The sequence below is a fragment of the Sphingopyxis sp. genome (genome assembly GCF_051861155.1).
Lineage (GTDB): Bacteria > Pseudomonadota > Alphaproteobacteria > Sphingomonadales > Sphingomonadaceae > Sphingopyxis.
In genome coordinates this window covers 609,377-634,804 of sequence record NZ_JBHYDE010000001.1, presented here as the reverse complement: position 1 = coordinate 634,804, position 25,428 = coordinate 609,377, and the positions used below count along the sequence as shown (strand labels likewise).

Here is a 25,428-nt window from a genome sequence, read left to right as displayed (position 1 = left end):
GTAACGGTGGTGGATGACCGACACCACCGCCGTCCACCCGACCGATCCATTCGACCCCGAAGCGCTGGGCGCCGCCGAAGGGCTCGATCCGGTCGATCCCGCTTTTGCCCAGGTGCTGCGCGTCGCGACGGCGCTGAACCTGATCCCGCTCGCGATCGGCGCGAGCGTGTTCGACTGGCTGCTGATTCACCATATCGAGGGGCCCTATGGGCTGATCACCGCACTCGCATGGTTGATCGCGATCACCGTCATCATCGCCTTTCCGTCGCGGCGCGTATCGCGCTGGGGCTACAAGATCGGCGCGGGGCAGCTGCGCGTTGCGCGCGGCTGGCTGTTCCGCACCGACACCATCGTCCCGTTCGTGCGCGTCCAGCATATCGACGTCGGGCAGGGGCCGATCGAGCGCTGGTTCGGCCTGTCGCACCTGATCGTCCACACGTCGGGCACGCATAACAGCACGGTGACGCTGCCCGGGCTGCCCGCCGATCTGGCTGCAGCGATGCGCGAGACGATCCGCCGCCACATCCAGACCGATTTCGCATGACCGACGCCGCCGCCGCGGCGCCGGCCGCACCCACCATCGACGACGACGCGGACTGGCAGCGGCTGCACCCGGCAACACTGGCGCTGGCGATCGTCAAGCTGGGGCCGCGATCGCTCCAGTTTCTGCCCGCTGTCGCCGCACTCGGGTTCACCGGCAACTGGGTCTATATCGTCCCGGCGATCCTTGCCTTCCTGCTGATCTCGCTGCTTGCCGCGTGGTTCCAATGGCTGCGCTTCCGGTTCCGGGTCGGCGACGACGAGGTCGTGATCGAAAGCGGGGTGCTGTCGCGCCAGCACCGCACCATCCCGTTCGACCGCATCCAGGACGTCAGCATCGAACAGGGGCTGGTCTCACGCGCGCTGGGCATCGCCAAGGTCGGGTTCGAAACCGGCGCCGGCGGCAAGGAGAATGACGCCAGCCTCGACGCGATCGGCCTCGACGCCGCGCAGGCGCTGCGCACGACGATCCGCGCGCATCGCAGCGGCGAGGCGGCGGCCGTGGCAACGGCGGCGGACACCCCGGAAGCGGCGCCAGCCGCCGCCGACCGACTGCTGTTCGCGATGACGCCGCGCCAGCTGCTGGTCGCCGGATTGTTCAACTTCTCGCTCGCCGCGCTCGCCGTCGTCGGCGCGGGTATGCAGTTTTTCGACAATCTGCTGCCGTTCGATTTCAACATCTTCAACCCGATGGACTGGGTCGATGTCGCCGAGGATTATGGGCTCGATCAATGGCTGCTCGCGCATCGCTGGATCGCCGGGGTCGGCGCGGCGCTGTCGCTGCTGCTGATCGGTTTCGCCAGCGGCATCGCGACGATGTTTTTCGCCAATTGGGATTTCCGCCTGACCCGCGAGCCGCGCGCGCTGCGCCGTACCCGCGGGCTGACGACGCGCACCGACGTCGCGGTGCCGGTAAAGCGGGTGCAGGCCGCGATCCTCGTCACCGGCTGGTTCCGCCAGCGCTTTGGCTGGCATGAACTGCGCCTGCAAAGCCTGGCGAGCGACGGCGAGAAAGAGCGCGACCATCAGGTCGTTCCCTTTGCCCGGCTGGGCGCGATCGACCCGGTGCTGGCCGAAGTCGCGATCGCGCGTCCCGACGCCGCCGCGGCGTGGCAGCAAAGCCACCGCATCATTGCACTGGGCGGACTGGTTGGCGCGCTGGGCGCGACGACCGGCGGGCTGGTCGCGGTATCGTTCGGGCAGGCGCTCGGCTGGTTCGGCCCGGTCGTCGGTCTGCTGATCGCCGCCGCGTCGCTGTTCGGCGCGCGCTTCCACCGCTGGACCGACCTGGGCGAACAGGTCGCGATCCGCCGCGGTTTCTGGAAACCCAAGCTGACCCTGCTGCCGCACGCATCGGTGCAGAGCGTCGACCTCAAGACCGACTTCATCCTGCGCCCGCTCGGCCTCGCGACCTTGGTGTTCGGCGTCCCCGGCGGCAGCTCGCTCGCGGCGCACGAAATCCCGGCGATTCCGCTGGTAACGGCGCGCGACCTGCGCGACCGCATCCTCGCCGCACGAGCGCGGGCATGAGCGACGCTGCGCTCGGCATCACCCGCTCGATTCTGGGCCAGCCATGGCATTGGCGGCGCGCCAGCGCCGACATGGCGAGCGAGAATCTGGCACCTGACGATCTGGTCACCCAGCTATTGCTGGCGCGCGGTGTAACCCGCGACGATCTCGACCGCCAGCGGACCCCAACCCTACGCAGCTTCATGCCCGACCCGTCGCTGTTCCGCGACATGGACGCCGCCGCCGCGCGGCTCGCCGATGCGGTCGAAAAGGGCGAGGCGGTGACGATCTTTGGCGATTATGACGTCGACGGCGCGACCTCGGCGGCGCTGCTGGTGCGGCTGCTGCGCGGGCTCGGGCTGCCCGCGGGCGCCTATATCCCCGACCGCTTGATGGAGGGCTATGGCCCCTCGGGCGCCGCGCTGGTCAAGATCGGCGAAGCCGGGTCGAAGCTGGTGGTCACCGTCGATTGCGGCGCGCAGGCGTTTGAAGCCATAGCAGAAGCCAATGCCGCGGGGGTCGAGGTGATCGTTGTCGATCATCACCAGTGCGCGACGATGCTGCCCGCAGCGCTGGCGCTGGTGAACCCCAATCGGCTCGATGAAGCGCCCGATGCCGCGATCCACGGCAATCTGGCTGCGGTCGGCGTCGCCTTCCTGCTCGGCGCCGCGCTGCTCCGCACCCTGCGCGCGCGCGGCTTTTTCGCCACGCGCGACGAGCCGGCGCTGATCGAGCTGCTCGATCTGGTTGCGCTCGGTACCGTCGCCGATGTTGCGCGGCTGACCGGGTTCAACCGCGCGCTGGTGACGCAGGGGCTGAAGGTGATGGCGCGGCGCGGTAATACGGGACTCGCGGCGCTGATGGACGCGGCGCGGCTCACCAAACCGCCGACCGCGAGCGACATGGGCTTTGCGCTCGGGCCGCGGATCAACGCCGGCGGGCGCGTCGGCAAGTCCGACCTGGGTGTGCGCTTGCTGACGACGTCGGATCCGCAGGAAGCCGCCGACATTTCGCAGGAACTCAACCGGCTGAACGAGGAGCGCCGCGCGATCGAAGCGGCCGTGCTCGACGAAGCGATGGCGGCGAGCACGGCATGCGGCAACGCGCCGGTCGCGATCGTCGCCGGGCAAGGCTGGCACCCCGGGGTGATCGGCATCGTCGCCGGGCGCCTGAAAGAACGGTTGCACCGCCCGGCGATCGTCATTGCGATCGATGACGCGGGGGTCGGCAAAGGGTCGGGGCGCTCGATCAGCGGCGTTGACCTCGGCGCCGCGATCCTTGCCGCAAAGGAAAGCGGGCTGCTGGTGGCGGGCGGCGGTCACGCGATGGCAGCGGGACTGACCGTCGCCGCCGATCAGGTCGATGCGCTTGGCGCGTTCCTCAATGACCGGCTCGCCGCCGACGTCGCCCGCGCCAGCGGCGACAAATCGCTGTTGATCGACGCCGTGCTGGCGCCGCGCGGAATTTCGCCCTTGTGGTGCGATGCGATCGAAAGCGCCGGTCCCTATGGCGCCGGCTGGCCCGCGCCGCGCGTCGCGACCGGACCGGTGCGAATCGTCGAGGCGAGCATCGTCGGCACCGACCATGTCCGCCTGATCGTGGCGGGCGACGACGGCGGGCGGTTCAAGGCGGTGGCGTTCCGCAGCGCCGAAACCGAACTCGGCCAGACCTTGCTCCACGCCCGCGGCGGCCGCAAATTATGGCTCGCGGGCCGCGCCAAACGCGACGATTGGGGCAGCCGCCCCGCCGCCGAACTCCACCTCGAGGACGCCGCCTGGGCCGATTGATCGCAGCCTGCGCAACATTTTTGCGCGCGGGGCGTGCCAGCGCGCTTGACCACATGGATATGCGCGTCTAATGCGCCGCTTCACCGAATGACGGCCCCTTCGTCTAGCGGTCTAGGACGTCGCCCTTTCACGGCGAAAACACGGGTTCGAGTCCCGTAGGGGTCACCACGGTCAAGCGCGCGGTCGGCGGGCTTTTTCTCCGAAATTTCCGACCCTGCGGCCCCTTCGTCTAGCGGTCAGGACGCGGCCCTCTCACGGCTGAAACACGGGTTCGATTCCCGTAGGGGTCACCAGCCGCCACGATGTTTTGCAGGCCGACAGCCGCTAAGTCAAAGCAGCCATCCCGCCGCCCTGGCCAGTTGGCGCGTTTCGGCGCAATGGCGCTGACGCTGTTCGTCGTTGAGGGTCGGCAGGACGCGGGCATAGCCGCGCAGCTGAAGCGCGATCAACGCGGGGGTAAGATCGGGAAGCTTCGCCGCCAAGAGCGCCCGGATCGCCTTTTCATCGACGCGAAACCCGCACAGATCCTGCGACGCGATGGCGATGGTGGTGCCGTTGAGGATCGCTTCCTCGCTATAGCGTGGTGGCCGTTCGGCGACCGCCGGGGTGGCCGACAATATGGCGGAGGCGATCAGGAAGCGAAGCGCGGCGCGGGCTGTCATCATTCCCTACCGTCCCCCGCGCACCCCGGCGCCGCAAGCCCGCCAGCCGCACCAGTGCATTTCAAACCGGTCCCTTATGGTGCCGCCGCCGAGGCAGATGCGCTGGTCGCGCTCGCGCCGCGGCGGCAGCAAGGCGGGGTGACGGACTTTGTCGGCCATATCCATCTGATCCTGCCCGACCCGACCGAGCGCGCGGCCTGTTTTCGTGCGCTGGCGGCGGGTGGCGACCGAGTCGTGCGCAGTTTTGCGTGCGCGGACGACTGGTTCGACGCCGGGGCGGATCGCGACGGGCCCGGTACCATCCTGCTGTTTCACTGGCACCAGCCGGGGCGCATCGACGGCGCCGCGCTGCTCGAGCGGATCGCGGCGCGCCGTGACATCGCCGCCTTTGTCGCCGCCGAGCGGCTGAACATCGCCGAATCGCGCGCGATCCTGCGCGGCGGCGCGCACGACCTGCTGCCCGCGCCGCTCGACCCGCGCGCCGTTCGCCGCGCCATCGATGCGGCGCTGGGCGACTGGCAGGTTTGGCAGGCGGCGCTCGACCGGCACCGCGACGCCGAAGCGCGGCTGGCGGCGCTGACCCCGCGCGAGCGCGACATTTTGGGTGCGATCGCCGCGGGGCTGGGCACCAAGGCGATCGCGCGGCAGCTGGCGTTGAGCCCGCGGACGGTCGAGGTCCACCGCGCCAACATCATGCGCCGCGCCGGTGCGGGCAATGTCGCCGAGCTGCTGCGGTGGCAGTTCATCGCCGAACAGGCGCGCGGCGCGGCGGGAAACTCGGTCCATTATGGCGCATGATCGGCCCGCGGCGCGGCCAGCCGCAGCGCATGCCGCCTATAAAGCAGATGAACGGCGCCGCGCCCTTGTGTTGGTCCCCATGGGCGCTGCCGTTCATCCGCCTGGGGTCAACCCCACCTGACCCCGCGCAACCGACAGGGCCGGCAGAGGATGTTCCTTCCCCTGCCGGCCCTATTTATGCCCGGTCACGACGGCGCGCTGGTCGGTGCGGCCCATCGCGAGCAGGACCGGATCGGCCGCCTGCCGCGCCGCGAAATCGGCCTTGCTGGTCAGTCCCTGCCATTCGATGCCGATCAGCGCCTGCGCGATCGCGCCGCCCAGCGTGTCGCCGGGGCCCGGCAGAATGAGGACGTCGGGGGCATATTCCTTGACCGCGACCTGCACCGAACGCGCAAAATCATAGGGCGCGAGGATCTGGTGGCCGAAGGTGTAATCCCAGACTTCGGCGGGGTCGGACGAGAAGCGGCGCCAGATATGGCCGCGACCGTCGACCATCGGGATCGCGGGTGCGCCGAACAGCGTCGGCGGCAGTTCGGCCTTTGCCTTGTCGGAGCTGCCGAACATCAGCGGGGTGTGGAACGGACCATGGCCCGCAAGGCGCAGCGGATCGCGGCCGGGGGTCGGCGGCGCTTCGGCGAGCAGCGCGGCAAGCCCTTCCTCGTTCCCTGCGAAAACGAGCATGCCGGCGAGGTCGATCGACAGCGCGAGGGCGTGATCGGGGCGCGCGGCGATGGCGGCGGCGAGGCCCAGCAGCTGCTCGCGCAGGCCGGGAACGAGGCGCCAATTCTCATCGACGACTTGCAGCAATATCTGCCCGCCGGGGCCGTGCGTCTGACTGTTGAGCCCCATCGCATTCGCGATGCGGAAACCGTCGGCGACCGAGACCGCGCCGCCGAGCGCCAGTGCGCTGTACCAGCCCATCGAATTGCCCGCGACCGCAACGACGTCGAATTTCTCGCGATCGATGCTGAGATAATCGAGGATCGTCGCGGTGTAGATCAGCGGCGCCGCGACATCGCCGCGCATATGCGTCGCGACGCTGAAGCGTTCGGCGCCGTCGAGTTCGCTCACCGTCGGCTGACCGCGTGTCCGGCGCTGGGCGTCGAAATTGGCGATCAGGTCGGCAAAGCGTGCGCCGTGCAGCCGCGCGATGCTGCCAAGTTCGCCCTTGCCATAGGTGCCGCGGCCGGGCGCGACGATGAGCGCGGTCTTGCGCGCGCTCATGCCAGCAGCTCCTTGGCGGCGGCATAGATCGAATCGCGGCTCGGCAGCGTCAGCGTTGCGGCTTTGCCGAGCGGAATGAAGCTGTCGTCGGCGGCGATGCGTTTGAGCTTCTTGTCCGGGGTGCGCTCGACGAACAGCGCCATCAGCGCCTCACTCTGCGACCCGGTGATGCGGCATTCGTCGACGATCAGGATGCGCGTCGCATCGCAGACAGCAGCGACGAGCTTGTCCGCGTCGACCGGGCCAAGCCAGCGGAGGTCGATGACGCGGGCCTTCACCCCTTCGGCGGCGAGCAGCTTTTCGGCTTGGCGCGAATAATAAGTGCCGTTGCCATAGGTAACGATCGCGAGATCGGTGCCGTCGCCGTGAACGCCGACGTCGCCGAAGCGGATCGGCTTGCCATCGCCCGGCGCCTCGTAAATGCTGGTCCACAGGCCATCGCCTTCGTCGTGAAGGTCGCGGGTCATGTAGAGCGCGATCGGTTCGACGAAGACGACGACGCGCCGCTCCTCGCGCGCCAGCCGCACGCATTCGCGGAGCATCGCCACCGCGTCGCGTCCGTTCGACGGCACCGCGAGGATGACGCCGGGGATGTCGCGGAACACCGCCAGGCTGTTGTCGTTGTGGAAATGGCCGCCGAAGCCCTTCTGATAGCCAAGCCCCGCGATCCGCAGCACCATCGGGTTGGTGTATTGCCCGTCGGAGAAGAAGCTCAAGGTCGCCGCCTCGCCGCGGATCTGGTCCTCGGCATTGTGGACATAAGCGAGGAACTGGATTTCGGGCATCGGCAGGAAGCCGTTGTGCGCCATGCCGATCGCGAGCCCGAGGATCGCCTGTTCGTCGAGCAGGGTGTTGACGACGCGCGCCGACCCGAACCGCTGATGCAGCTTGGCGGTGACATTATAGACCCCGCCCTTTGGCCCGACATCCTCGCCCGCGACGATGATCTCCTGATGCGCGAGCATCAGGTCGGCGAGCGCCCAGCTCAAGAGCCGCGCCATATGCTGCGGCTTGTCCATCGCGCCCGCGTCGCTGCCGAACATCGCCTTGCGATCCTCATCCGACGGCGTGTTGGCGCGCGCGCTGCCGCGCCTGGGCGGAACGATGCTCGCCATCACATGCGCGGGGGTGGTGATCTTGGGGCGCAGGATTGCGGCTTCGGCCTGCCGCGCGAGTGTAGCGCCGACGTCTTCATAGGCGTCGGCGATCTCGGCAGGCGACATCCAGCCATGCGCGGCCATCAGCGCCGCCCCGGCGAGCAGCGGATCGCGCGCCTCGTCGGACTCGATCAGCGCCTTGGGCAGATAGGCGCCCTGCACGTCCGACCCGGCGTGGCCGTACAGGCGCACCGTCGCCATATGGAGAAACACCGGCTTGCGCAGCCGCCGCGCATAATCGGCGGCCTCGGCAGCGCCGGCATAAGCCGAGGCAAGGTCAGTCCCGTCGCACTGGATATAGTGCAGCCCGGCGCGGTGACGAAACTGCGCCTCAATCCACCCCGTCGGGGTGCGCGTCGAAATGCCGATACCATTGTCTTCGCAGAGGAAGATGAGCGGCATCGGCGAGCCCTGGAACGCCGCCCAGCCCGCGGTGTTGAACGCGCCCTGCGCGGTCGAATGGTTCGCCGAGGCGTCGCCGAAGCTCGTCAGCACGACGGCGTCGTCGGGGAGCGGCAGCCCGGTCATGCCGAGGCGGCGCGCAATGCCGATCGAAAAGGCCGCGCCGACCGCTTTTGGCAGGTGCGAGGCGATCGTCGAGGTTTGCGGCGGGATATTGAGCGGCTTCGACCCGATGACCTTGTGGCGTCCGCCCGAGATCGGATCCTCGGATGACGCGGCGAAGCTCAGCAGCATGTCCCACGTCGGTGTGCCGCCCGGCAGCTGGCGCGACCGGTGGAGCTGGAACGCGTTCGAGCGATAATGAAGGAACGCCATGTCGGTGACGCGCAGCGCCGCGGCGACCGCGGCATTCCCTTCATGCCCCGACGATCCGATCGTATAAAAACCTTCGCCGCGCGCCTGCAGATGGCGCGACAGCCGATCCATCTGGCGGCTGGTCAGTTGCGACAGGAAAATATCGGTGGCGTCAGCGCGCGACAGCCCGATCGTGGCGGGATCGGGCGCGTCACCGCGGTTCGGCAGCGCGCCGCTCGCCAGCGCGGCGAGGAATTTTTCATGTACTGCCTGCGCCGCGTCCACCGACATCCTCCCCGTTCGGCCGTGCCTGGTCTGGCAGCTGGTTACGCGCGCAACCATCGGACCCATGCGTCCGCGCGCTATAACGGGGCAGACCGGTACGCAAGCATCTCTTGCCTTGGCGCGCCGCCTCGCGCTACCACCGGTGCGATGACGATGCGGGGCGGATCAGTCTTTTGAGCATGATGGCCTTGTGGATCGCGCAGGCGTCGGTGGCGGTCGATGCGCCGAGCGCCGGTGCGGGCGCCGGTGCAAGCCAGGGGTGGTTGATCGATCCCGAACTCGTCGATCCCGCTTTTAGCCAGACGATCGCCGGGGGCGAGATCCAGACCGGCTTTCCGCCGCCGGAACCCCCGACCCCGACGCCCGAATGGCTGAAATCGCTGTTCGACGGAATCGCCAGCTTTTTTCAGTGGAGCGCCCCCGCCGCCAAGCCGATACTCTGGCTGTTTGTCGCGCTGGTCGCCCTATTCCTGCTCTATCATTTCGTCCCTGCCTTTGCGCGCTGGGTCGACAATCTGCCGTTCCGGCGCGGTGCGGGCGACGGCGATGGCGACGACATGGTCGGGCTGGCCGAAGCCGGCGCGGCGCGCGCGCTGCTCGCCGAGGCCGACGCGCTGGCGGCGGCGGGGCGCTTTTCCGAAGCGGTGCACCTGCTGCTCTATCGCAGCGTCGAGGACATCGAGGGCCGCCGCCCCGGGCTGGTCAAACCCGCGATGACGTCGCGCGACCTCGCCGAAGCACGCGATTTGCCGGCGGTTGCGCGCGGCGCGTTCAGCCGCATCGCACGCGCGGTCGAAATCAGCCTGTTCGGCGGGCGATCGATCGACGAAGGCGCATGGACCCAGTGCCGCGGTGCCTATGCCGAACTGACGGTACCCCAGAATTGGGCGCGGGCATGAGCGGCGCGGCGGCGACCGACGGCGGCTTCAACCCGCGGCTGATCGGGGGGGTCGTCGCGATCGGGGTGATCGCGTTCATCGCGCTGTGGGCGCTGATCGCGCTTGGCCCGCAACTGAGCAGCGGCAACGACGGCGGCGGCCATGCGCTGTCGAAAGCCGCACCGGGCTATGCGGGGATCGTCGACCTGCTCGAACGCAGCGACGCCGAGGTGGCATTGCTGCGGCAGGTCGAAGCGCCATCCTATGACGATTATGAACCGCTGCTGGTGCTGACCCCGACGCATCGCACCCGCGGCGACGAAATCGCCGAATTGCTGGGCACGCGGCGCCGCGCCGCCACCCTGATCGTTCTGCCCAAATGGCAGGCGGCGGCGATCCCCGGACAAACCGCCAAGCCGGGCTGGGTCAGCGCGGGCTACGCCGATACCCCGCCCGCCGCCCTGCTCCCCCAAAACCCGTTCGGCACGGTCAAAATCGCGGCGTACGACACCAAGGAACAGCGGATTTCGGCCAATATCGCGGGACGCGCGTTTTCGGCCTATCTGCCCAGCGACGTGCAGACGGTCGAAGGCGATGAGCTGGACGCGCTGATCGCCGGGCCCGGCGGCGGGTCGGTCCTCGCGCAGTTGCGCGGCCGCGACGTCTATATCCTGGCCGACCCCGATCTGATCAACAACTTCGCCTTTGGCTCGCGCGATCGGGCGCGGGGCGGCGCGATGCTGATCGACGCGCTGGCCGAATATGCCGATGCCGACGGGCTCGCCTTTGACGTGACGCTCAACGGCTTCGGCGGCCAGCGGTCGCTGCTGCGCTTTGCGTTCGTGCCGCCGTTCATCGGCATCACCCTGTGCCTGATCGCCGCCGGGCTGCTGGCGCTGTGGCAGGCGTGGATGCGCTTCGGCCCGGCGCTGAAACCGGCGCGCGCGATCGCGGTGTCGAAAGCGGCGCTGATCGCCAACAGCGCCGACCTGATCAAGCAGGCGCGGCGCGAGCTCGACGGCGCCGACGCCTATGTCCGCAGCCAGCGGAGCGCGATCGCGCGGCGGCTGCACGCGCCCGGCGGGCTCGACGATGCGGCGACCGACTGCTGGATCGACCGGCATCTGCGTGCCGGTGGCGAGCTGTTCTCTTCGCTCGCGCGACGACTGCCGCTTGCGCGGAGCACCCATGAGTTTTTGGCAGACGCACAGGCGCTGCACGACATCAGGAAGGATCTACTGCGTGACAGCTAACCCCATCGACAGCGTCCAGGCGCTCGGCGCCGCGATCGAGGGCGAGGTCGCCAAGGCCGTGTTCGGGCAGGGACCGCTGACCCGGATGGTGACGATCGCGCTGCTCGCGGGCGGCCATGTCCTGCTCGAAGGACCGCCGGGGACCGCCAAGACGTTGCTCGCACAGGCCTTCGCCCGCGCGACCGGCCTCGATTTCGGGCGCATCCAGTTCACGCCCGATTTGATGCCTGGCGACATTTTGGGGTCGAACCTGTTCAATTTCCAGACGTCGAGCTTCACCCTGACCAAGGGGCCGATCTTTACCGAACTGCTCCTCGCCGACGAAATCAACCGCACCCCGCCGAAAACGCAGGCGGCACTGCTCGAAGCGATGCAGGAGCGCCGCGTCACGATCAACGGCGAGGCGCATCTGATGAGCCCGCGCTTCACCGTGCTGGCGACACAGAACCCGATCGAGCAGCAAGGCGTCTATCCGCTGCCCGAAGCACAACTCGACCGTTTCCTGTTCAAGCTGGTCGTCGATTATCCCGCCGCCGACGAGGAACGCCGCATCGTCGCCGACCATGGCGGACGCTTCAAAAGCCCCGCCGTCGGCGATTTCGGGGTAACAGAAGTCGCGAACGCCAAGACGATCGCCGCAGCGATCGATACCATCGCGACCGTCCGCCTCGCCGACGAGATCGTCGATTATATCGTCCGCCTGGTCCGGGCGACGCGCGAAAGCGCCGATCTCGAGTGCGGCGCGAGCCCGCGCGCCGCGACGTTGCTGGCGCGCGCCGCCTGCGCCGCGGCGGCGCTCGACGGGCGCGATTATGTCATCCCCGACGATGTGCAGCGACTCGCCGCCGGCGTGCTGCGCCACCGCGTCATCCTGTCGGCCGCCGCCGAAATCGAGGGCCGCAGCGTCGAACAGGTCGTCGCCGCGCTGCTCGACCGCGAGGAAGTGCCGCGGTGATCTACCCAACGCGGCGCGCGATCTACCTGCTGCTGCTCGGCGCCCCGATGGCGCTTGCGCTGGGGCTCATACGGCCCGAGCTGTGGCTCGTCGCGCCCGGCTGGATCGCGGTCATCGCCGCGTGCCTGATCCTCGACACGATCGCCGGCGCGAATCCGCGCCACCTCAGCCTCGACGCGCGTTTTCCGCACCAGGTCGGCGTCGGTGACGCCTTTGACCTCTCGCTGGCCGCGCGCGGCGGCGCCGTGCCGCAGCGCGCCGAACTCGCGCTGGCGCTCGACGAGCGGCTCGCCGCGGGTGGACGGCTGGCGGGCGATCTCCGCGCGATACCCGTCGACGACGGCGCCCCACGCACGCTCGCCCGCACGCTTTCGCTCACCGCCTCGCGGCGCGGTCAGGCGCAGGTCGAGGCGCTGTGGATCCGCTGGGCCGGGCCGCTCGGGCTCGTCTGGAAACAGCGCAAATTTGCCATCGGCGGCGCGATCAGCGTCGTGCCGAGCCTGCGCGCGGTGACCGAGGAAGGCAGCCGGTTGTTCCAGCGCGACAGCTGGTTCGGCCTGCGCCAACAACGGTTGCGCGGCGAAGGCACCGAGTTCGAGGCGCTCGCCGAATATCAGCCCGGGATGGACCGGCGCGCGATCGACTGGAACGCGTCGGCGCGCCATGTCAAATTGCTCGCCAAGGAATATCGCGTCGAACGTGACAACCGCGTCGTGCTGGCGATCGACAGCGGGCGGACGATGGCCGAGCCGGTCGGCGGCATGCCGCGCGTCGATCGCGCAGTGTCGGCGGCGCTGCTGCTCGCTTATGTCGGGCTGAAACTGAACGACCGGATCAGCCTGTTTTCGTTCGCGGCCAAGCCGCAGGCGCTGACCCCCGCCTATATGCACACGCAGGATTTCCCGGCGTTGCAGCGCGCCGCCAGCCTGGTCGATTATGCCCATGTCGAAAGCAATTTCACCCTCGCCCTCACCACATTGTCGGCGCAGCTCAGCCGCCGTTCGCTGATCATCCTGTTCACCGAATTTACCGATGCGACGAGCGCCGACCTGATGATCCGCGCCGCGGGACGGCTGGTGAAGAAACACCGGCTGCTGTTCGTCGTCATCAAGGATGAAGAGGTCGAAAGCGAGGAACGCCGCCGCCCCGAAACCGGCGCCGACGTCACAAGGTCGAACGTCGCCGCGGCGATGCTGCGCGACCGCCAGCTGGTGATCGCGCGGCTCCAGCGGCTGGGCGCCGATGTCGTCGAGGTGCCCGCCGACGCGATGGGGGCGAGCGCGGTCGAGGCCTATCTGGGCATCAAGCGGGCCGGAACCTTATGACCCCTTCGGCCGCAACATCGTCCGCGGGATCGGCCCGCGCGCTCGACGCCCCGAGCTTTTCGACCAGCCGCTTTCGCGCCGAACGCGAAGCCGACTGGATCGCGTTCGACCTGTTGCTCACGACGCTGGAGAAAAAGGGCGCCAAGGCGCTGACCAGCGACGAGCTGTTGCAACTGCCGTTGCTCTATCGCGCCACCCTGTCGTCGCTGTCGATCGCGCGCGCGACCAGCCTCGACAAGGCGCTGCTCGATCATCTCGAGGCGCTGTCGATCCGCGGCTATTTCCTCGTCTATGGCGTGCGCGAGAGTCGGCTCAACCGGCTGCGCCGCTTCTTCCTTTACGACTGGCCCGCCGCGGTGCGGTCGGTGTGGAAAGAGACGATCGTCATTTCGCTGATCATCCTGCTCGGCGCGCTGACCAGCTATTCGCTCGTCGCGAGCAACCCCGAATGGTATTTCAACTTCGTGTCCGAAGACATGGCGGGCGGGCGCGATCCGCGCGCAACCGCCGAATTTCTGAAATCGACATTGGGGCATGGCAAGGCGGCAGCGGGCGACAGCGAAAGCGGCCTCCACGTCTTCGCGACCTATTTGTTCACCCACAATAGCCGGGTGTCGATCCTGTCCTTTGCGCTGGGTTTTGCCTTTGGCGTGCCGACGATGATGCTCGAATATTATCAGGGCATTTCCCTGGGCGCGATGATCGCGGTGTTCGCGGGCAAGGGGCTGGGGTTCGATTTCGGCGGCTGGCTGTTCATCCATGGCACCACCGAGCTGTTCGCCGCGGCGCTGTCGGGCGCCGCAGGGCTGCGCATCGGCACCGCGGTCGTCTTTCCCGGCGCCAGGGGCCGGTTGCAGGCCGCCGCCGACGCCGGGCGCACCGCGGGCAAGGTGATGGTCGGGGTCATCCTGATGCTGTTCGCCGCCGGGCTGCTCGAAGGATTCGGGCGTCAGCTGATCACCGACACGATGCTGCGCTATGCGATCGGGTCGCTGATGCTGCTCGCCTGGATCGCTTATTATTACATCCCGCGACGCGAGGATGTCACATGACCGCCGCCGCCACCAACGCCCGGCTGCAAGCCGCGGGCGCCAAGAAAATCCGCCAGTTCGTCACGCCCGAAGGGGTCGATCTGGAGCTGAAGATCGCGAGCTCGGGGCTGCGGTTCGGCGCGTTGATGATCGATCTGGGCATCATCCTGATCGCGCTGATCCTGTTCACCCTGCTGGTCGCCTGGTTTGCGCCCGCGACAGGGGGCGACATCACGACGATCGTCTGGATGCTCGGCTTTTTCCTGCTGCGCACCTTCTGGTTCATCGGCTTCGAGCTCGGCTCGCGCGCCGCGACCCCGGGCAAAAGGCTGATGGGTATCCGCGTCGTCGCGCGCGATGGCGGCCGCCTGACCGCCGACGCGGTGGTGGCGCGCAATTTGATCCGCGAGCTGGAATTGTTCCTGCCGCTGATGATGCTGGGCGTCAGCGCCGCCGAGGATATGGCATCGACCTGGACCATCGTTGCCGGGGTCGCATGGTCGCTGACCCTCAGCCTGTTCCTGCTGTTCAATCGCGACCGGATGCGGATGGGCGACCTGATCGCCGGCACCTGGGTCGTGATGGCACGCCGCGCCAAGCTCGACGCCGACATCGCGGTCGACGCAGCGGGCGACGCGATGACGTTCAGCGAGGCCGAGCTCGCGGTCTATGGCATTTTCGAGCTGCAGGAACTCGAACGCGTGCTGCGCGGCCGCGACGCGCGCGCGATGCGCGAGGTCGCCGACGCGATCCGCGGCAAGATTGGCCGCCCGGTCGCCGAAGAGGATGACGTCTTCCTGCTGAGCTATTACCGCCAGCTTAAATCCCGGCTCGAACGCAAATTGCTGTTCGGCAAACGGCGCGAGGATAAATATGCCAGTGACTGACCCGCTTTCCGTGGCCGCCGCCCTGCATCAGCGGCGATCGATCCGCAAATTTACGGATCAGCCCGTCGATCCCGCGCTGCTCAAGGATATTTTTGCCGCCGCGCAGCGCGCGCCGTCGGGCGGCAACCTCCAGCCGTGGCAGGTTACACTGGTCACCGGCGCACGCTGGCAGGCGGTAAAGGACGCGGTCGCCGCGCGGCTGGCGATGGGGCGCGAGGGGTATCAGCCCGAATATGACATCTATCCCAAGGGCCTCACCGATCCGTGGGAGGCGCGGCGCTTCGGGGTGGGCGAGGGGCTTTACGCCGCGCTCGGCATCCCGCGTGACGACAAGGCGGGGCGGCTGGCTCAGTTCGTGGAGAATTATCGGGGTTTCGGCGCACCGGTGATGCTTTTCCTCCACTGCTCGCGCATCATGGGGCCGCCGCAATGGTCGGACATGGGCATGTGGTTGCAATCGGTGATGCTGCTGCTCGTCGAGGCCGGGCTCGCCAGCTGCCCGCAGGAATGTTGGGCGCTGTATGGCAGGGCGGTGCGGCAGGCGCTGGCGCTGGGCGACGACCAGATTTTGTTCACCGGCCTCGCGATCGGCTATGCCGATGCCGATGCAGCGGTGAACCAGTGGCCGGTACCGCGCGTTGCACTGAACGATGTGATTGATTGGCAGGGATTTTGACGATGACACCGCGGCGGACGTGGACGGAATTTGGCCTGGCGCTGCCGGTGATGCTCGCGGTCGCCGGATGCGCCGCGGTGCCGAGACCCGATGTCCCGACGCCCGCTGTACCGAAAGTTGTCGGCCCCGCGCCGTCTCCCACCCCGTTGCCGATATCGACCAAATCATGGGAGGAGCGGACAGTCGATGCCGGTGCATGGCGTTATGACGCAGCGAACCGCACAGCCACCTTCTTTCCTCCAACCACCGTCGGCAAGCCGCTGCTGACAATGGCATGCAGCGGCGGCGTCATCCGGATGACCTCGGCGTTTTTCGGTGAGGTCAGCCTGCGTACCAGCGCCGGAACCGACCAAATCCGCTTCGACGGCGGCAGCGCCAGCCTGCCGACCCGCGACCCGCGGCTCGACCGCATCGCGTTCAGCCGCGGCCGCTTCGCACTCGAGACGCCCGGTGGCGCATTGACGCTGCCCGTCCAGTCCGAAATCGGCCGCGTGATCGAGGATTGCCGATAGTCATCGTCGCCCCCGCAAAGGCGGGGGCCGCCGTCGTTCTACGCAGCGAGGCGGGCTTGAACTCTCCAGCGGCCCCCGCCTTCGCGGGGGCGACAGCTAAGCTCAACCCCCCAGCTGCACGGTCCCACCCTTGATCCAGCCCCAGCGGCACGGACCCTGATATTCGCGGGCATTGGCGACCGACTTGCCGACCCCGCACATGTCGGGATCGGTCCCCGGCGCGGCGAACACGACGCCGAACCACGCGTCATTTTCGGCCGCTTCGCACAAGGACACATTGGCGCCGCCCGCCAGCTTCGCCTTCACCGCGCGCGTTTCGCCGGGCGCCCAATAGACATCGGTGCCGCCCGCCTTGACCCGGCTGATACTCGAACAGGCAGGCAGGCTTGGTCCTTCGGTGCCGATCATCACCGCGCGCGCCGCGAGCGGTTCGCCCGCGACGGCGGGGGCGTTTTCGGCGGGCGGTGCGGGCTGGCTGCACGCCCCGAGCGCGAGGGTCAGGAGGGCGACGAGGGGGAGGGTAAGACGCTGTTTCATGGATGCGAAACTAGCGGTCGCGGCGCGCGCGCGCAACGCTCGTCCTGCAACCGCCAAGACCCGCATTTTCGCTTGGGTTTTGCCGCCTTCGACCCTATATAATCGGCATGACGGACACCCCTGAAAATATGGCGCCGAGCGCCAATGCCAACCTGCCCAACGCCAATGCTTATGGCGCCGATTCGATCAAGGTTCTCAAAGGCCTGGACGCGGTTCGCAAACGCCCCGGCATGTATATCGGCGACACCGACGACGGGTCGGGGCTGCATCACATGGTGTTCGAGGTGTCGGACAATGCAATCGACGAGGCGCTCGCGGGCCACTGCGACCTCGTCCTGATCACCCTCAACAGCGACGGATCGGTCAGCGTCGAGGACAATGGCCGTGGCATCCCGACCGGCATCCACGCCGAAGAAGGCATTTCGGCGGCCGAGGTCATCATGACGCAGCTCCACGCCGGCGGGAAGTTCGAGAACACCAGCGACGACAATGCCTATAAGGTGTCGGGCGGCCTGCATGGTGTGGGGGTCAGCGTCGTCAATGCGCTGTCCGAATGGCTCGAACTCACGATCTGGCGCGACGGCGAAGAGCATTGGATGCGCTTCGAGCATGGCGATTCGGTCGGCCCGCTCAAGGTCACCGGCCCCGCTCCCGCAGGCAAAAAGGGCACGCGCGTGACCTTTCAGGCATCGACCGAGACGTTCAAGAACGTCCTCGAGTTCGATTTCGAAAAGCTCGAGCACCGCTATCGCGAACTGGCGTTCCTCAATTCGGGGGTGCGCATCAAGCTGGTCGATGCGCGCCATGCCGAACATCTGTCGCACGATTTGTTCTACGAAGGCGGCATCGCGGCGTTCGTCAAATATCTCGACCGCAACAAGAATGCGCTGTTGCCCGACCCGATCGCGATCAGCAGCGAGCGCGACGGCATCGGCATCGACGTCGCGCTCGAATGGAACGACAGCTATTATGAAAATGTGCTGTGTTTCACGAACAACATCCCGCAGCGCGATGGCGGCACGCACCTCGCCGCCTTCCGCGCCGCGCTGACGCGCACGATCAACGGCTATGGCGACAAATCGGGCATCCTGAAAAAAGAGAAGGTGTCGCTGACCGGCGACGACATGCGCGAAGGGCTGACCGCGATCGTCTCGGTCAAGCTGCCCGACCCGAAATTCTCGTCGCAGACCAAGGACAAACTCGTGTCGTCCGAAGTCCGCCAGCCGCTCGAAAGCCTGATGGCCGACCGGATGACCGAATGGCTCGAGGAAAATCCCGCTTATGCCAAGGCGGTGATCCAGAAGGTCATCGACGCCGCCGCGGCGCGCGAGGCCGCGAAAAAAGCGCGCGAACTTACGCGGCGCAAGGGTGCGATGGACATCGCAAGCCTGCCCGGCAAGCTTGCCGACTGTCAGGAACGCGACCCGGCCAAATGCGAATTGTTCCTGGTCGAGGGTGACTCGGCAGGCGGATCGGCGAAGCAGGGCCGCGACAGGCATGTCCAGGCGATCCTGCCGCTGAAGGGCAAGATTTTGAACGTCGAGCGCGCGCGTTTCGACCGCATCATCTCGTCGAAGGAGGTCGGGACGCTGATCCAGGCGCTCGGCACCGGGATTCGCGACGAGTTCAACCTCGAAAAATTGCGCTATCACAAGATCGTGATCATGACCGACGCCGACGTCGACGGCGCGCATATCCGCACCTTGCTGCTCACCTTCTTCTATCGCCAGATGCCCGAGATCATCGAAAACGGCCATCTCTACATCGCGCAGCCGCCGCTCTACAAAGTCGCCAAGGGGCGCAGCGAAGTCTATGTGAAGGACGACAGCGCGCTCGAAAATTACCTCGTCGATGGCGGCATCGACGCGCTGATGCTCGAAACCACCGGCGGCGCGCGCTCGGGCGCCGACCTGCGTGACCTGATCGAGCATGGCCGCCGTCTGCGCGCGCTGATGCGCTATGTCCCGCGCGGTCATAATTACGAACTGGTCGAGGCGCTCGCCTTGAACGGCGCGCTCGATCCGGCGCTCGACAGCGCCGGGCGCAGCGCCGCCGCGCTGCGCGCCGCCGAATGGCTCAACGCCGCCGAGCGCGCCCTGACCGGCGGGGCCGAGGCGAAATGGACCGTGGTCGCGGGCGACGGCGGCTACACGCTCGAAAAACGCTGGCGTGGGGTGAGCGATCATCATGCGATCGACGCGGCGTTCCTGGCGAGCCAGGAAGCGCGCCGCCTGCACAAGCTCGCGTCCGAACAGGCCGAAAGCTATGCCCACCCTGCGCGGCTGGTGAAAGGCAGCAGCGCCGCGGCGCTCGCGGTCGAAGCCGCCGCCGAGGCAGCGGACGACGATGCCGAAGCGGGCGACAGCGACCTGCCCGCCGCCAGCACCGGCAAAGTCACGCCGATCACGCGCCCGTCCGAACTGCTCGAGGCGATTTTTGCGCACAGCCGCAAGGGGCTGGCGATCAGCCGCTACAAGGGGCTGGGCGAGATGAATGCCGAGCAGCTTTGGGAAACCACGCTCGATCCCGCCAATCGCTCGCTGCTCCGCGTCGAGGCCGAACAGGCCGACATTGCGCACGAAATCTTCGAACGCCTGATGGGCGACGAGGTCGAACCGCGGCGCGATTTCATCCAGACCAACGCGCTTTCGGTGGCGAATCTCGACGTTTAATCCCGAATAGTCTTCCGCTTAACGCGCGGTGGCTTGCCTTGGCGCGCCACCGCTGCTTTGCGCGCATCGACGATAAGGGGATGATGTATGCGGGCTTTTGCAGCGATGCTGATGCCGCTTCTGCTCTCGGTTTCGGCCGCGGCGCAGAATGCCGAAATCACCGACACCGAAATCATCGACGCCGATATTGCGGACGCAGAAAATGCGGACGAGGCGATCGTCGAACTTGACGAGGAAACCGAAATCGGCGGCGGCATGGCAAGCTATTACGGCAACGAACTCGCCGGCAACCGCACCGCGAGCGGCGAGCGCTTCAACCCGAGCCACCTTACCGCGGCGCATCGAACCCTGCCCTTTGGCAGCCGGGTGCGCGTGACCAACACCGCGAACGGCGACAGCGTGATTGTCCGCATCAACGACCGCGGCCCCTTTACGCACGGCCGTGTAATCGACGTCAGCCACGCCGCGGCGCGCGAAATCGGCATGCACCGCAGCGGCACCGCGCGGGTAAAACTGGCGCTGCTGGACGATTGAGCCAGCGGCACCGGCCCGCTCGCCCCCCTTTCTGGCGGGCCGGTGTCGTTTCCCGATCGGCCAAAATCAGTCGAACACCGACCACCCCGCCGCATAGGCGAAATGTTCGAGCGCCACCGCGCCAGCGAGCGACGTCCCGGCATCGTTAAGCCCCGGCGACCAGACCGCGATCGATCCCTGCCCCGGCGCGATGCAGAGGATGCCGCCGCCGACCCCGCTCTTGCCCGGCAGGCCGACGCGGAAGGCGAATTCGCCGCTATTGTCATAATGGCCGCACAGCATCATGATCGCATTGATCCGCCGCGCGCGGTGCGCCTCGATCAACTGCTCGCCGGTCAGCGGGTCGCGGCCTTCCATCGCCAGAAACAGCCCGGCGCGGGCGAGCTGACGGCAGCTCATCGCGACCGCGCATTGGCGGAAATAGACGCCGACGACGGTTTCGACGGGGTGCTTGAGATTGCCGAAGGCGTCCATAAAATGCGCCAGGCTGCGATTGCGCGCGCCGGTTTCGGATTCGGAAAAAGCGACGTCGAAGTCGATTTCGACACTATCGTCGCCCGCCCGCGCGCGCATGAAATCGAGAATTTCTTCTGCCACAGCGTCGCCGTCGCGCCCGTCGATCAGCCGGTCGGTGGTCGCGATCGCGCCCGCATTGATCAACGGATTGCGCGGGATTCCCGCTTCATTTTCAAGCTGGACGATCGAATTGAAAGCGCTTCCCGACGGTTCGCGCCCGACGCTGTCCCACAGGTCGCTGCCGACGCGGCGCAGCGCCAGTGCCAGCGTGAAGACCTTTGACACCGACTGGATCGAAAACGCCTCGTCGGCGTCGCCCGACGTGTGGACGGTGCCATCGGGCAGCGCCAAGGCAAAGCCGAGCTTGTTCGGATCGACCTTGGCCAGCGCCGGAATATAGTCGGCAACGCGTCCCTGGCCGAGCTGCGCGGCAGCGAGCGTCATCGCCTCGTCAATATGGTGGCGCAGGTTTTCGGTCATGCGCGATGCGTACCGCAGGAGCGCCGCCGAATGAAGCGCTTTGCCGCGCCGGCAGCAAACCGGCGAGCGCCGGGGGCGGGAAGGGCTTGCCGCCGTCCCCCGGCAGCGCCACATCTGCGTCATGGCCCTCCCCGCCCCTTTCACCGACTGGTTCGATGCGCGCGGGTGGCGGCTGCGGCGGCATCAGGGCGATATGCTCGCAGCGGCGGCGCGCGGTGAGCATGCGCTGCTCGTCGCGGCGACCGGGGCGGGCAAGACGCTGGCGGGATTTCTGCCGACTCTCGTCGATTTGACCCTGAACCCGACCGACCGGTTGCACACGCTCTATGTCTCACCGCTCAAGGCGCTCGCCGCCGACGTCGAACGCAATTTGCTTGGCCCGATCCTCGACATGGAGCTCGCCATCAGCGTCGAGAGCCGCAGCGGCGATACGAGTTCGGACAAGAAGGCACGCCAACGCAGCCGGCCGCCGAACATCCTGCTGACCACCCCTGAATCGCTGTCGCTGCTGCTGTCCTATCCCGACAGCCTCCTGATGCTCGCCGATCTGAAGACCGTGGTGATCGACGAGATTCACGCCTTTGCGCCGGGCAAGCGCGGCGATCTGCTCAGCCTCGCGCTCGCCCGGCTCCAGGCGATCGCGCCCGGGCTGCGCCGCGTCGGGTTGTCGGCGACGATCGCCGACACGCAGGCCTATCGTGCGTGGCTGGCGCCGGGCAGCGATGCCGAGAGCGTGACGCTGGTCGAAGGCGAGCCGGGCGCCGATCCCGACATCCAGATCCTGCTGCCCGAAGGCGCGGTGCCGTGGGCGGGGCATTCGGGGCGCTATGCGGTGCATCAGGTGATGGCCGAGGTCGCAAAGAACCGCACCACGATCATTTTTTGCAACACCCGCGGGCTCGCCGAGCTGATCTTTCAGGAGTTGTGGAAGGTCAACGACCTCAGCTTGCCGATCGCGATCCACCACGGCAGCCTCGACCGCGAGGCGCGCCAGCGTGCCGAGGCGGCGATGGCCGAGGGGCGGCTGCGCGCGCTCGTCGCGACCTCCAGCCTCGATCTCGGGCTCGACTGGGGCGACGTCGACTGCGTGATCCAGATGGGGGCGCCCAAGGGGTCGTCGCGGCTGCTCCAGCGCATCGGGCGCGCCAATCACCGGCTCGACGAGCCGAGCAAGGCGCTGATCGTCCCCGGCAACCGCTTCGAATATCTCGAGGCGCAGGCTGCCTTGGATGCCGTGGAGGCGGGCGAACGCGATGCCGACCGGTTTCGCCCCGGCGCGCTCGACGTGCTGGCGCAGCATGTGATGGCGCTCGCCTGCGCGGCACCGTTTCAGGAAGCCAACCTGCTCGCCGAAATCCGCGGCGCTGCCCCCTATCGCTGGGTCGATGCCGCGCTGTTCACCCGCCTGCTCGGTTTTGTCCGCGACGGCGGTTATGCGCTCAAAAGCTATGACCGCTTCCGCCGCCTCGCCCCTGACGGCCCCCCCGGCCCCACGCGCGGCTGGCGGATCGCGCACCCGCGGCTCGCGGCGCAGCATCGGCTGAACGCCGGGATCATCGTCGATGCGCCGACGCTCGATGTGCGCTTCAAGAACGGCCGCCGCCTTGGCACGGTCGAGGAATATTTCGCGAGCACCCTCAGCCCGGGCGACACCTTCGCCTTTGCCGGGCTGAGCCTGGAGGTCGAGGGCATCCGCGACACTGACGTGCTGGTTCGCGCGACGAGCAAACCGGCGCGCATCCCGTCCTATGTCGGCGCGCGCATGGCGCTGTCGACGCGACTCGCCGACCGGGTGCGCGGCTTCCTCGCCGATCCGGCAAGCTGGCAGCGCTTCCCCGCCGATGTGCGCTTCTGGCTCGAGATGCAGGCGCTGCGTTCGGTGCTGCCGCGCCCCGGCGAGCTGCTCGTCGAAACCTTCCCGCACGAGGGCAATCATTATCTCGTCGCCTATCCGTTCGAGGGGTGGAACGCGCATCAGTCGCTGGGCATGCTGATCACCAAAAGGATGGAGCGCGCCGGGTTGCAGCCGCTGGGGTTCGTCGCGTCCGACTATGCGCTCGCGATCTGGTCGCTGCGCCCGGTCGCCGACCCGGCGGCGCTGCTCGACCCCGCGATCCTCGAGGATGAATTTGCCCAGTGGGTCGAGGGATCGCATCTGCTCAAGCGCGCCTTTCGCGAGGTCGCGGTGATCGGCGGGCTGATCGAGCGCCAGCACCCCGGCAAGCGCAAGACTGGCAAGCAGGTGACCTTTTCGACCGACCTGATCTTTGACGTGCTGCGCAAATATGAGCCCGACCATCTGCTGCTGGAAGCGGCGTGGGCCGATGCACGCGAGCGGCTGACCGACGTTGCGCGGCTCGGCGACCTGCTCGACCGCGCGGCGGGGACGATGCTGCACCAGCGGCTGGAGCGGATCAGCCCGCTGGCGATTCCGGTGCTCGTGCTGATCGGCCGCGAAAGCGTTGCTGGCGCCGACATCGACGATGTCCTGCTCGGCGAACTCGCCGACAGCCTGGCGGATCAGGCGATGGGGCCGCGATAGCGGTGCCGCATGGCGTTTCGCTTGCTGCGAACCCGGATGAGGCGTAGATTGCGCCAAAATATATAGAGGATGCCCGCGATGACCCACCTTTTCAGGCGGTCGATGTTCTGGACGGCACTACTCGCCGCGCCGGTGCTGATCGGCGCCAGCCAAACACCCCCCGCGCCGCCGCCCGCCATTGCGGCCCAGACCCCGTCCCCGACCGCCGCCGATGCGATCGACGCGCTGGTCGAACCCGCCACCACCAGCGAGATCGTCCCCTTCATCCAGCCGTTCGACCTCGACGCGACGCGGCGAATGTCAGTCAAGGTGATGGTCGGCGGCAAAGGCCCGTTCGCCTTTCTGGTCGATACCGGCGCCGAACGGACGGTGATCGCACGCGAACTCGCGCTCCGGCTCGGCCTTGCCGAAGGCGCCAAGCTGAAGCTCGCGACGATCGGCGGATCGGCGACGGTGCCCAGTTTCCGCGTTGCGGCGCTGCAAATGTCGAACCTGCACCTCGCGTCGGTCGAAGCCCCGGCCTTTCACGGCCGGCATATCGGCGCCGCGGGGTTGATCGGCGTCGACATGCTCGAACAACGCCGCCTGCTGATCGATTTCCGCAAGGAAACGATGCAGATCATGGAAACGCGCCGCCGCGCGCCATCGCTGATCAAGGATGACGACGCGATCGTCGTCACCGCGCGCAATTCGGCGGGCCGCCTGATCCTGTCCGATGCGCGGCTGCACGGCAAACGCATCGACGTGATCGTCGATACCGGCGCCCAGACCAGCATCGGCAACATCGCGCTCCAGAAAATGGTCGCCGATCGCCGCGCCAATCGCCTGCCCTTCGTCGCCACCGAACTCAGCGCGGTGAGCGGCGAGGCGGTTCCCGCGATGCGAACCGCGATCAAGCGCATCGTGATCAACGGCATGGACATCAACGACCTGCCGGTCAGCTTTGCCGACAGCCAGGCGTTTCGCGTCCTCGGGCTTCACGAACAGCCCGCACTGTTGCTGGGCATGGACAGCCTGTCGCTGTTCGACCGCGTCGAGATCGATTTCCCGAACCGGCGGGTCGTGTTCGACCTGCCCGACGGGGCGAACCGCGATGCCGCGCTGCGCTTTGCCGCGAACATGTCGGCGCGGGGTAGCTAGACCCGCGCCGGTTTGCCATAGCGGCGCGATGTCCGCCGCGCCGTCCTTTGCCCCCCCCTTTGCCTTTGCCGGCCAGTCGTTTCAGATGCTGGCCGATCGCGCGCTGTTCTGGCCGCGCCACGCCGCATTGATCGTCGCCGACCTGCATCTGGAAAAGGCGAGCTGGTACGCGGCGCTCGGCCAGCCGCTGCCCCCCTATGACAGCCACGATACGCTCGACCGCCTCGCGCGCCTGGCCGCCGAAACCGGCGCGCGCGCGATCTGGTGCCTTGGCGACAGTTTCCACGACCGCGATGCCGCCAGCCGCATCGTCCCCGCCATCGCCCAGCGCCTGCGCGGGCAGGCCGCGGCGACAAAGCTGTTGTGGATCGCGGGCAATCACGACGGGCTGACCGGCGGTGCGTGGGGCGGCGAGATCGCCGACGAGCATGTTGTCGACGGCATCGTCTTTCGGCACCAGAGCGTGGCCTGCGAAACCCGCGCCGAAATTTCGGGGCATTTCCACCCCAAGCTGCGGCTGAACGTCCGCGGCCGCCATGTGTCGCGCCCCTGTTTTGCGGGCGACGAACAGCGGCTGATTCTGCCTGCCTTTGGCAGCCTGACCGGCGGAATCGCCGCCGCAGACCCGGTGATCGCGGCCAATTTCGCCGGGCCCTATCAGGCGATGCTGGTGGCGCGCGGGCGGCGGCTTTGCTTCCCTTGCCCGGGCGCCGCGCGCGATGACGCTACGGCAAGCCGCGCCTTGCCCGCAAATTAGCCGCTAAGCCCCGCC

General features: G+C 67.7%; 22 protein-coding genes and 2 tRNA genes. 19 read left to right on the top strand and 5 right to left on the bottom strand.

What is annotated here, in order from left to right; all coding sequences use genetic code 11:
• Window positions 1-13: 13 nt before the first annotated feature.
• From ACTIFP_RS03160 to ACTIFP_RS03140, 5 genes are all read left to right on the top strand, one after another.
• Entirely contained in the window at window positions 14-544 is a 531-nt protein-coding gene (locus tag ACTIFP_RS03160; protein ID WP_439567244.1) for a PH domain-containing protein, read from the top strand.
• On the top strand, window positions 541-2,070 hold the full coding sequence (locus ACTIFP_RS03155) for a PH domain-containing protein (RefSeq protein ID WP_439567243.1): 1,530 nt from the start codon (window positions 541-543) through the stop codon (window positions 2,068-2,070). Before ACTIFP_RS03160 ends, ACTIFP_RS03155 begins: the two co-directional genes overlap by 4 nt.
• Complete coding sequence (gene recJ, locus ACTIFP_RS03150) at window positions 2,067-3,836, top strand: single-stranded-DNA-specific exonuclease RecJ (protein ID WP_439567242.1); 1,770 nt, start codon at window positions 2,067-2,069, stop codon at window positions 3,834-3,836. The genes ACTIFP_RS03155 and recJ overlap by 4 nt, the downstream gene beginning before the upstream one ends.
• A gap of 92 nt (window positions 3,837-3,928) precedes the next feature.
• Window positions 3,929-4,004: transfer RNA gene (locus tag ACTIFP_RS03145), tRNA-Glu, on the top strand.
• 50 nt (window positions 4,005-4,054) lie between these two features.
• Window positions 4,055-4,129, top strand: a tRNA-Glu gene (locus tag ACTIFP_RS03140).
• Between the two features lie 36 nt (window positions 4,130-4,165).
• On the opposite strand, the gene ACTIFP_RS03135 is transcribed toward ACTIFP_RS03140, so the two are convergent.
• Window positions 4,166-4,501 carry a hypothetical protein gene (locus ACTIFP_RS03135; RefSeq protein ID WP_439567241.1) on the bottom strand — a complete coding sequence of 112 codons (336 nt, stop codon included), beginning with the start codon at window positions 4,499-4,501 and terminating at the stop codon, window positions 4,166-4,168.
• Window positions 4,502-4,552: 51 nt separating this feature from the next.
• On the opposite strand from ACTIFP_RS03135, the gene ACTIFP_RS03130 reads away from it, so the two are divergent.
• Window positions 4,553-5,296 carry a response regulator transcription factor gene (locus ACTIFP_RS03130; RefSeq protein WP_439567240.1) on the top strand — a complete coding sequence of 248 codons (744 nt, stop codon included), beginning with the start codon at window positions 4,553-4,555 and terminating at the stop codon, window positions 5,294-5,296.
• 171 nt (window positions 5,297-5,467) lie between these two features.
• Here the strand turns inward: ACTIFP_RS03130 and ACTIFP_RS03125 are convergent, their stop codons facing one another.
• Together ACTIFP_RS03125 and ACTIFP_RS03120 are read right to left on the bottom strand one after the other, a co-directional pair.
• The gene (locus ACTIFP_RS03125) at window positions 5,468-6,520 is read right to left on the bottom strand and encodes an ACP S-malonyltransferase (RefSeq protein WP_439567239.1); all 1,053 of its coding nucleotides are present in this window, start codon (window positions 6,518-6,520) and stop codon (window positions 5,468-5,470) included.
• Window positions 6,517-8,724, bottom strand: a complete 2,208-nt coding sequence (locus ACTIFP_RS03120; RefSeq protein ID WP_439567238.1) for a thiamine pyrophosphate-dependent enzyme — start codon at window positions 8,722-8,724, stop codon at window positions 6,517-6,519. The genes ACTIFP_RS03125 and ACTIFP_RS03120 overlap by 4 nt, the downstream gene beginning before the upstream one ends.
• A 173-nt stretch (window positions 8,725-8,897) precedes the next feature.
• On the opposite strand from ACTIFP_RS03120, the gene ACTIFP_RS03115 reads away from it, so the two are divergent.
• The 8 genes from ACTIFP_RS03115 to ACTIFP_RS03080 are packed head-to-tail and all read left to right on the top strand — an operon-like array spanning window position 8,898 to window position 16,235.
• Window positions 8,898-9,617: a DUF4129 domain-containing protein gene (locus ACTIFP_RS03115; RefSeq protein ID WP_439567299.1), complete on the top strand. Its 720-nt coding sequence runs from the start codon at window positions 8,898-8,900 to the stop codon at window positions 9,615-9,617.
• Entirely contained in the window at window positions 9,614-10,849 is a 1,236-nt protein-coding gene (locus tag ACTIFP_RS03110) for a DUF4350 domain-containing protein (RefSeq protein ID WP_439567237.1), read from the top strand. Before ACTIFP_RS03115 ends, ACTIFP_RS03110 begins: the two co-directional genes overlap by 4 nt.
• Window positions 10,839-11,804, top strand: a complete 966-nt coding sequence (locus ACTIFP_RS03105) for an AAA family ATPase (RefSeq protein WP_439567236.1) — start codon at window positions 10,839-10,841, stop codon at window positions 11,802-11,804. The genes ACTIFP_RS03110 and ACTIFP_RS03105 overlap by 11 nt, the downstream gene beginning before the upstream one ends.
• Window positions 11,801-13,129, top strand: a complete 1,329-nt coding sequence (locus ACTIFP_RS03100; protein ID WP_439567235.1) for a DUF58 domain-containing protein — start codon at window positions 11,801-11,803, stop codon at window positions 13,127-13,129. Before ACTIFP_RS03105 ends, ACTIFP_RS03100 begins: the two co-directional genes overlap by 4 nt.
• Entirely contained in the window at window positions 13,126-14,181 is a 1,056-nt protein-coding gene (locus tag ACTIFP_RS03095) for a stage II sporulation protein M (protein WP_439567234.1), read from the top strand. Before ACTIFP_RS03100 ends, ACTIFP_RS03095 begins: the two co-directional genes overlap by 4 nt.
• Window positions 14,178-15,047 (top strand): RDD family protein, encoded by an 870-nt coding sequence (locus ACTIFP_RS03090; RefSeq protein ID WP_439567233.1) that lies wholly within the window; start codon window positions 14,178-14,180, stop codon window positions 15,045-15,047. The genes ACTIFP_RS03095 and ACTIFP_RS03090 overlap by 4 nt, the downstream gene beginning before the upstream one ends.
• Window positions 15,034-15,723, top strand: coding sequence for a nitroreductase family protein (locus ACTIFP_RS03085; protein ID WP_439567232.1), 690 nt, complete (start codon window positions 15,034-15,036; stop codon window positions 15,721-15,723). Before ACTIFP_RS03090 ends, ACTIFP_RS03085 begins: the two co-directional genes overlap by 14 nt.
• A 2-nt stretch (window positions 15,724-15,725) precedes the next feature.
• Complete coding sequence (locus ACTIFP_RS03080) at window positions 15,726-16,235, top strand: hypothetical protein (protein ID WP_439567231.1); 510 nt, start codon at window positions 15,726-15,728, stop codon at window positions 16,233-16,235.
• 102 nt (window positions 16,236-16,337) lie between these two features.
• On the opposite strand, the gene ACTIFP_RS03075 is transcribed toward ACTIFP_RS03080, so the two are convergent.
• The gene (locus tag ACTIFP_RS03075; protein ID WP_439567230.1) at window positions 16,338-16,772 is read right to left on the bottom strand and encodes a hypothetical protein; all 435 of its coding nucleotides are present in this window, start codon (window positions 16,770-16,772) and stop codon (window positions 16,338-16,340) included.
• A gap of 107 nt (window positions 16,773-16,879) precedes the next feature.
• Between ACTIFP_RS03075 and gyrB the strand changes: the two genes are divergently transcribed.
• Both gyrB and ACTIFP_RS03065 read left to right on the top strand, forming a co-directional pair.
• Complete coding sequence (gene gyrB, locus ACTIFP_RS03070; protein WP_439567229.1) at window positions 16,880-19,444, top strand: DNA topoisomerase (ATP-hydrolyzing) subunit B; 2,565 nt, start codon at window positions 16,880-16,882, stop codon at window positions 19,442-19,444.
• Window positions 19,445-19,531: 87 nt separating this feature from the next.
• Entirely contained in the window at window positions 19,532-19,978 is a 447-nt protein-coding gene (locus ACTIFP_RS03065) for a septal ring lytic transglycosylase RlpA family protein (protein ID WP_439567228.1), read from the top strand.
• Window positions 19,979-20,044: 66 nt separating this feature from the next.
• Here the strand turns inward: ACTIFP_RS03065 and ACTIFP_RS03060 are convergent, their stop codons facing one another.
• Window positions 20,045-20,974, bottom strand: coding sequence for a glutaminase (locus tag ACTIFP_RS03060; protein ID WP_439567227.1), 930 nt, complete (start codon window positions 20,972-20,974; stop codon window positions 20,045-20,047).
• Window positions 20,975-21,095: 121 nt separating this feature from the next.
• Between ACTIFP_RS03060 and ACTIFP_RS03055 the strand changes: the two genes are divergently transcribed.
• From ACTIFP_RS03055 to pdeM, 3 genes are all read left to right on the top strand, one after another.
• Window positions 21,096-23,516, top strand: a complete 2,421-nt coding sequence (locus ACTIFP_RS03055; RefSeq protein ID WP_439567226.1) for a ligase-associated DNA damage response DEXH box helicase — start codon at window positions 21,096-21,098, stop codon at window positions 23,514-23,516.
• Between the two features lie 78 nt (window positions 23,517-23,594).
• A complete protein-coding gene (locus ACTIFP_RS03050; protein WP_439567225.1) occupies window positions 23,595-24,656 on the top strand; it encodes a retroviral-like aspartic protease family protein in 1,062 nt (353 codons plus the stop codon).
• Window positions 24,657-24,684: 28 nt separating this feature from the next.
• Window positions 24,685-25,413, top strand: coding sequence for a ligase-associated DNA damage response endonuclease PdeM (pdeM, locus tag ACTIFP_RS03045; protein WP_439567224.1), 729 nt, complete (start codon window positions 24,685-24,687; stop codon window positions 25,411-25,413).
• Window positions 25,414-25,428: the final 15 nt, after the last annotated feature.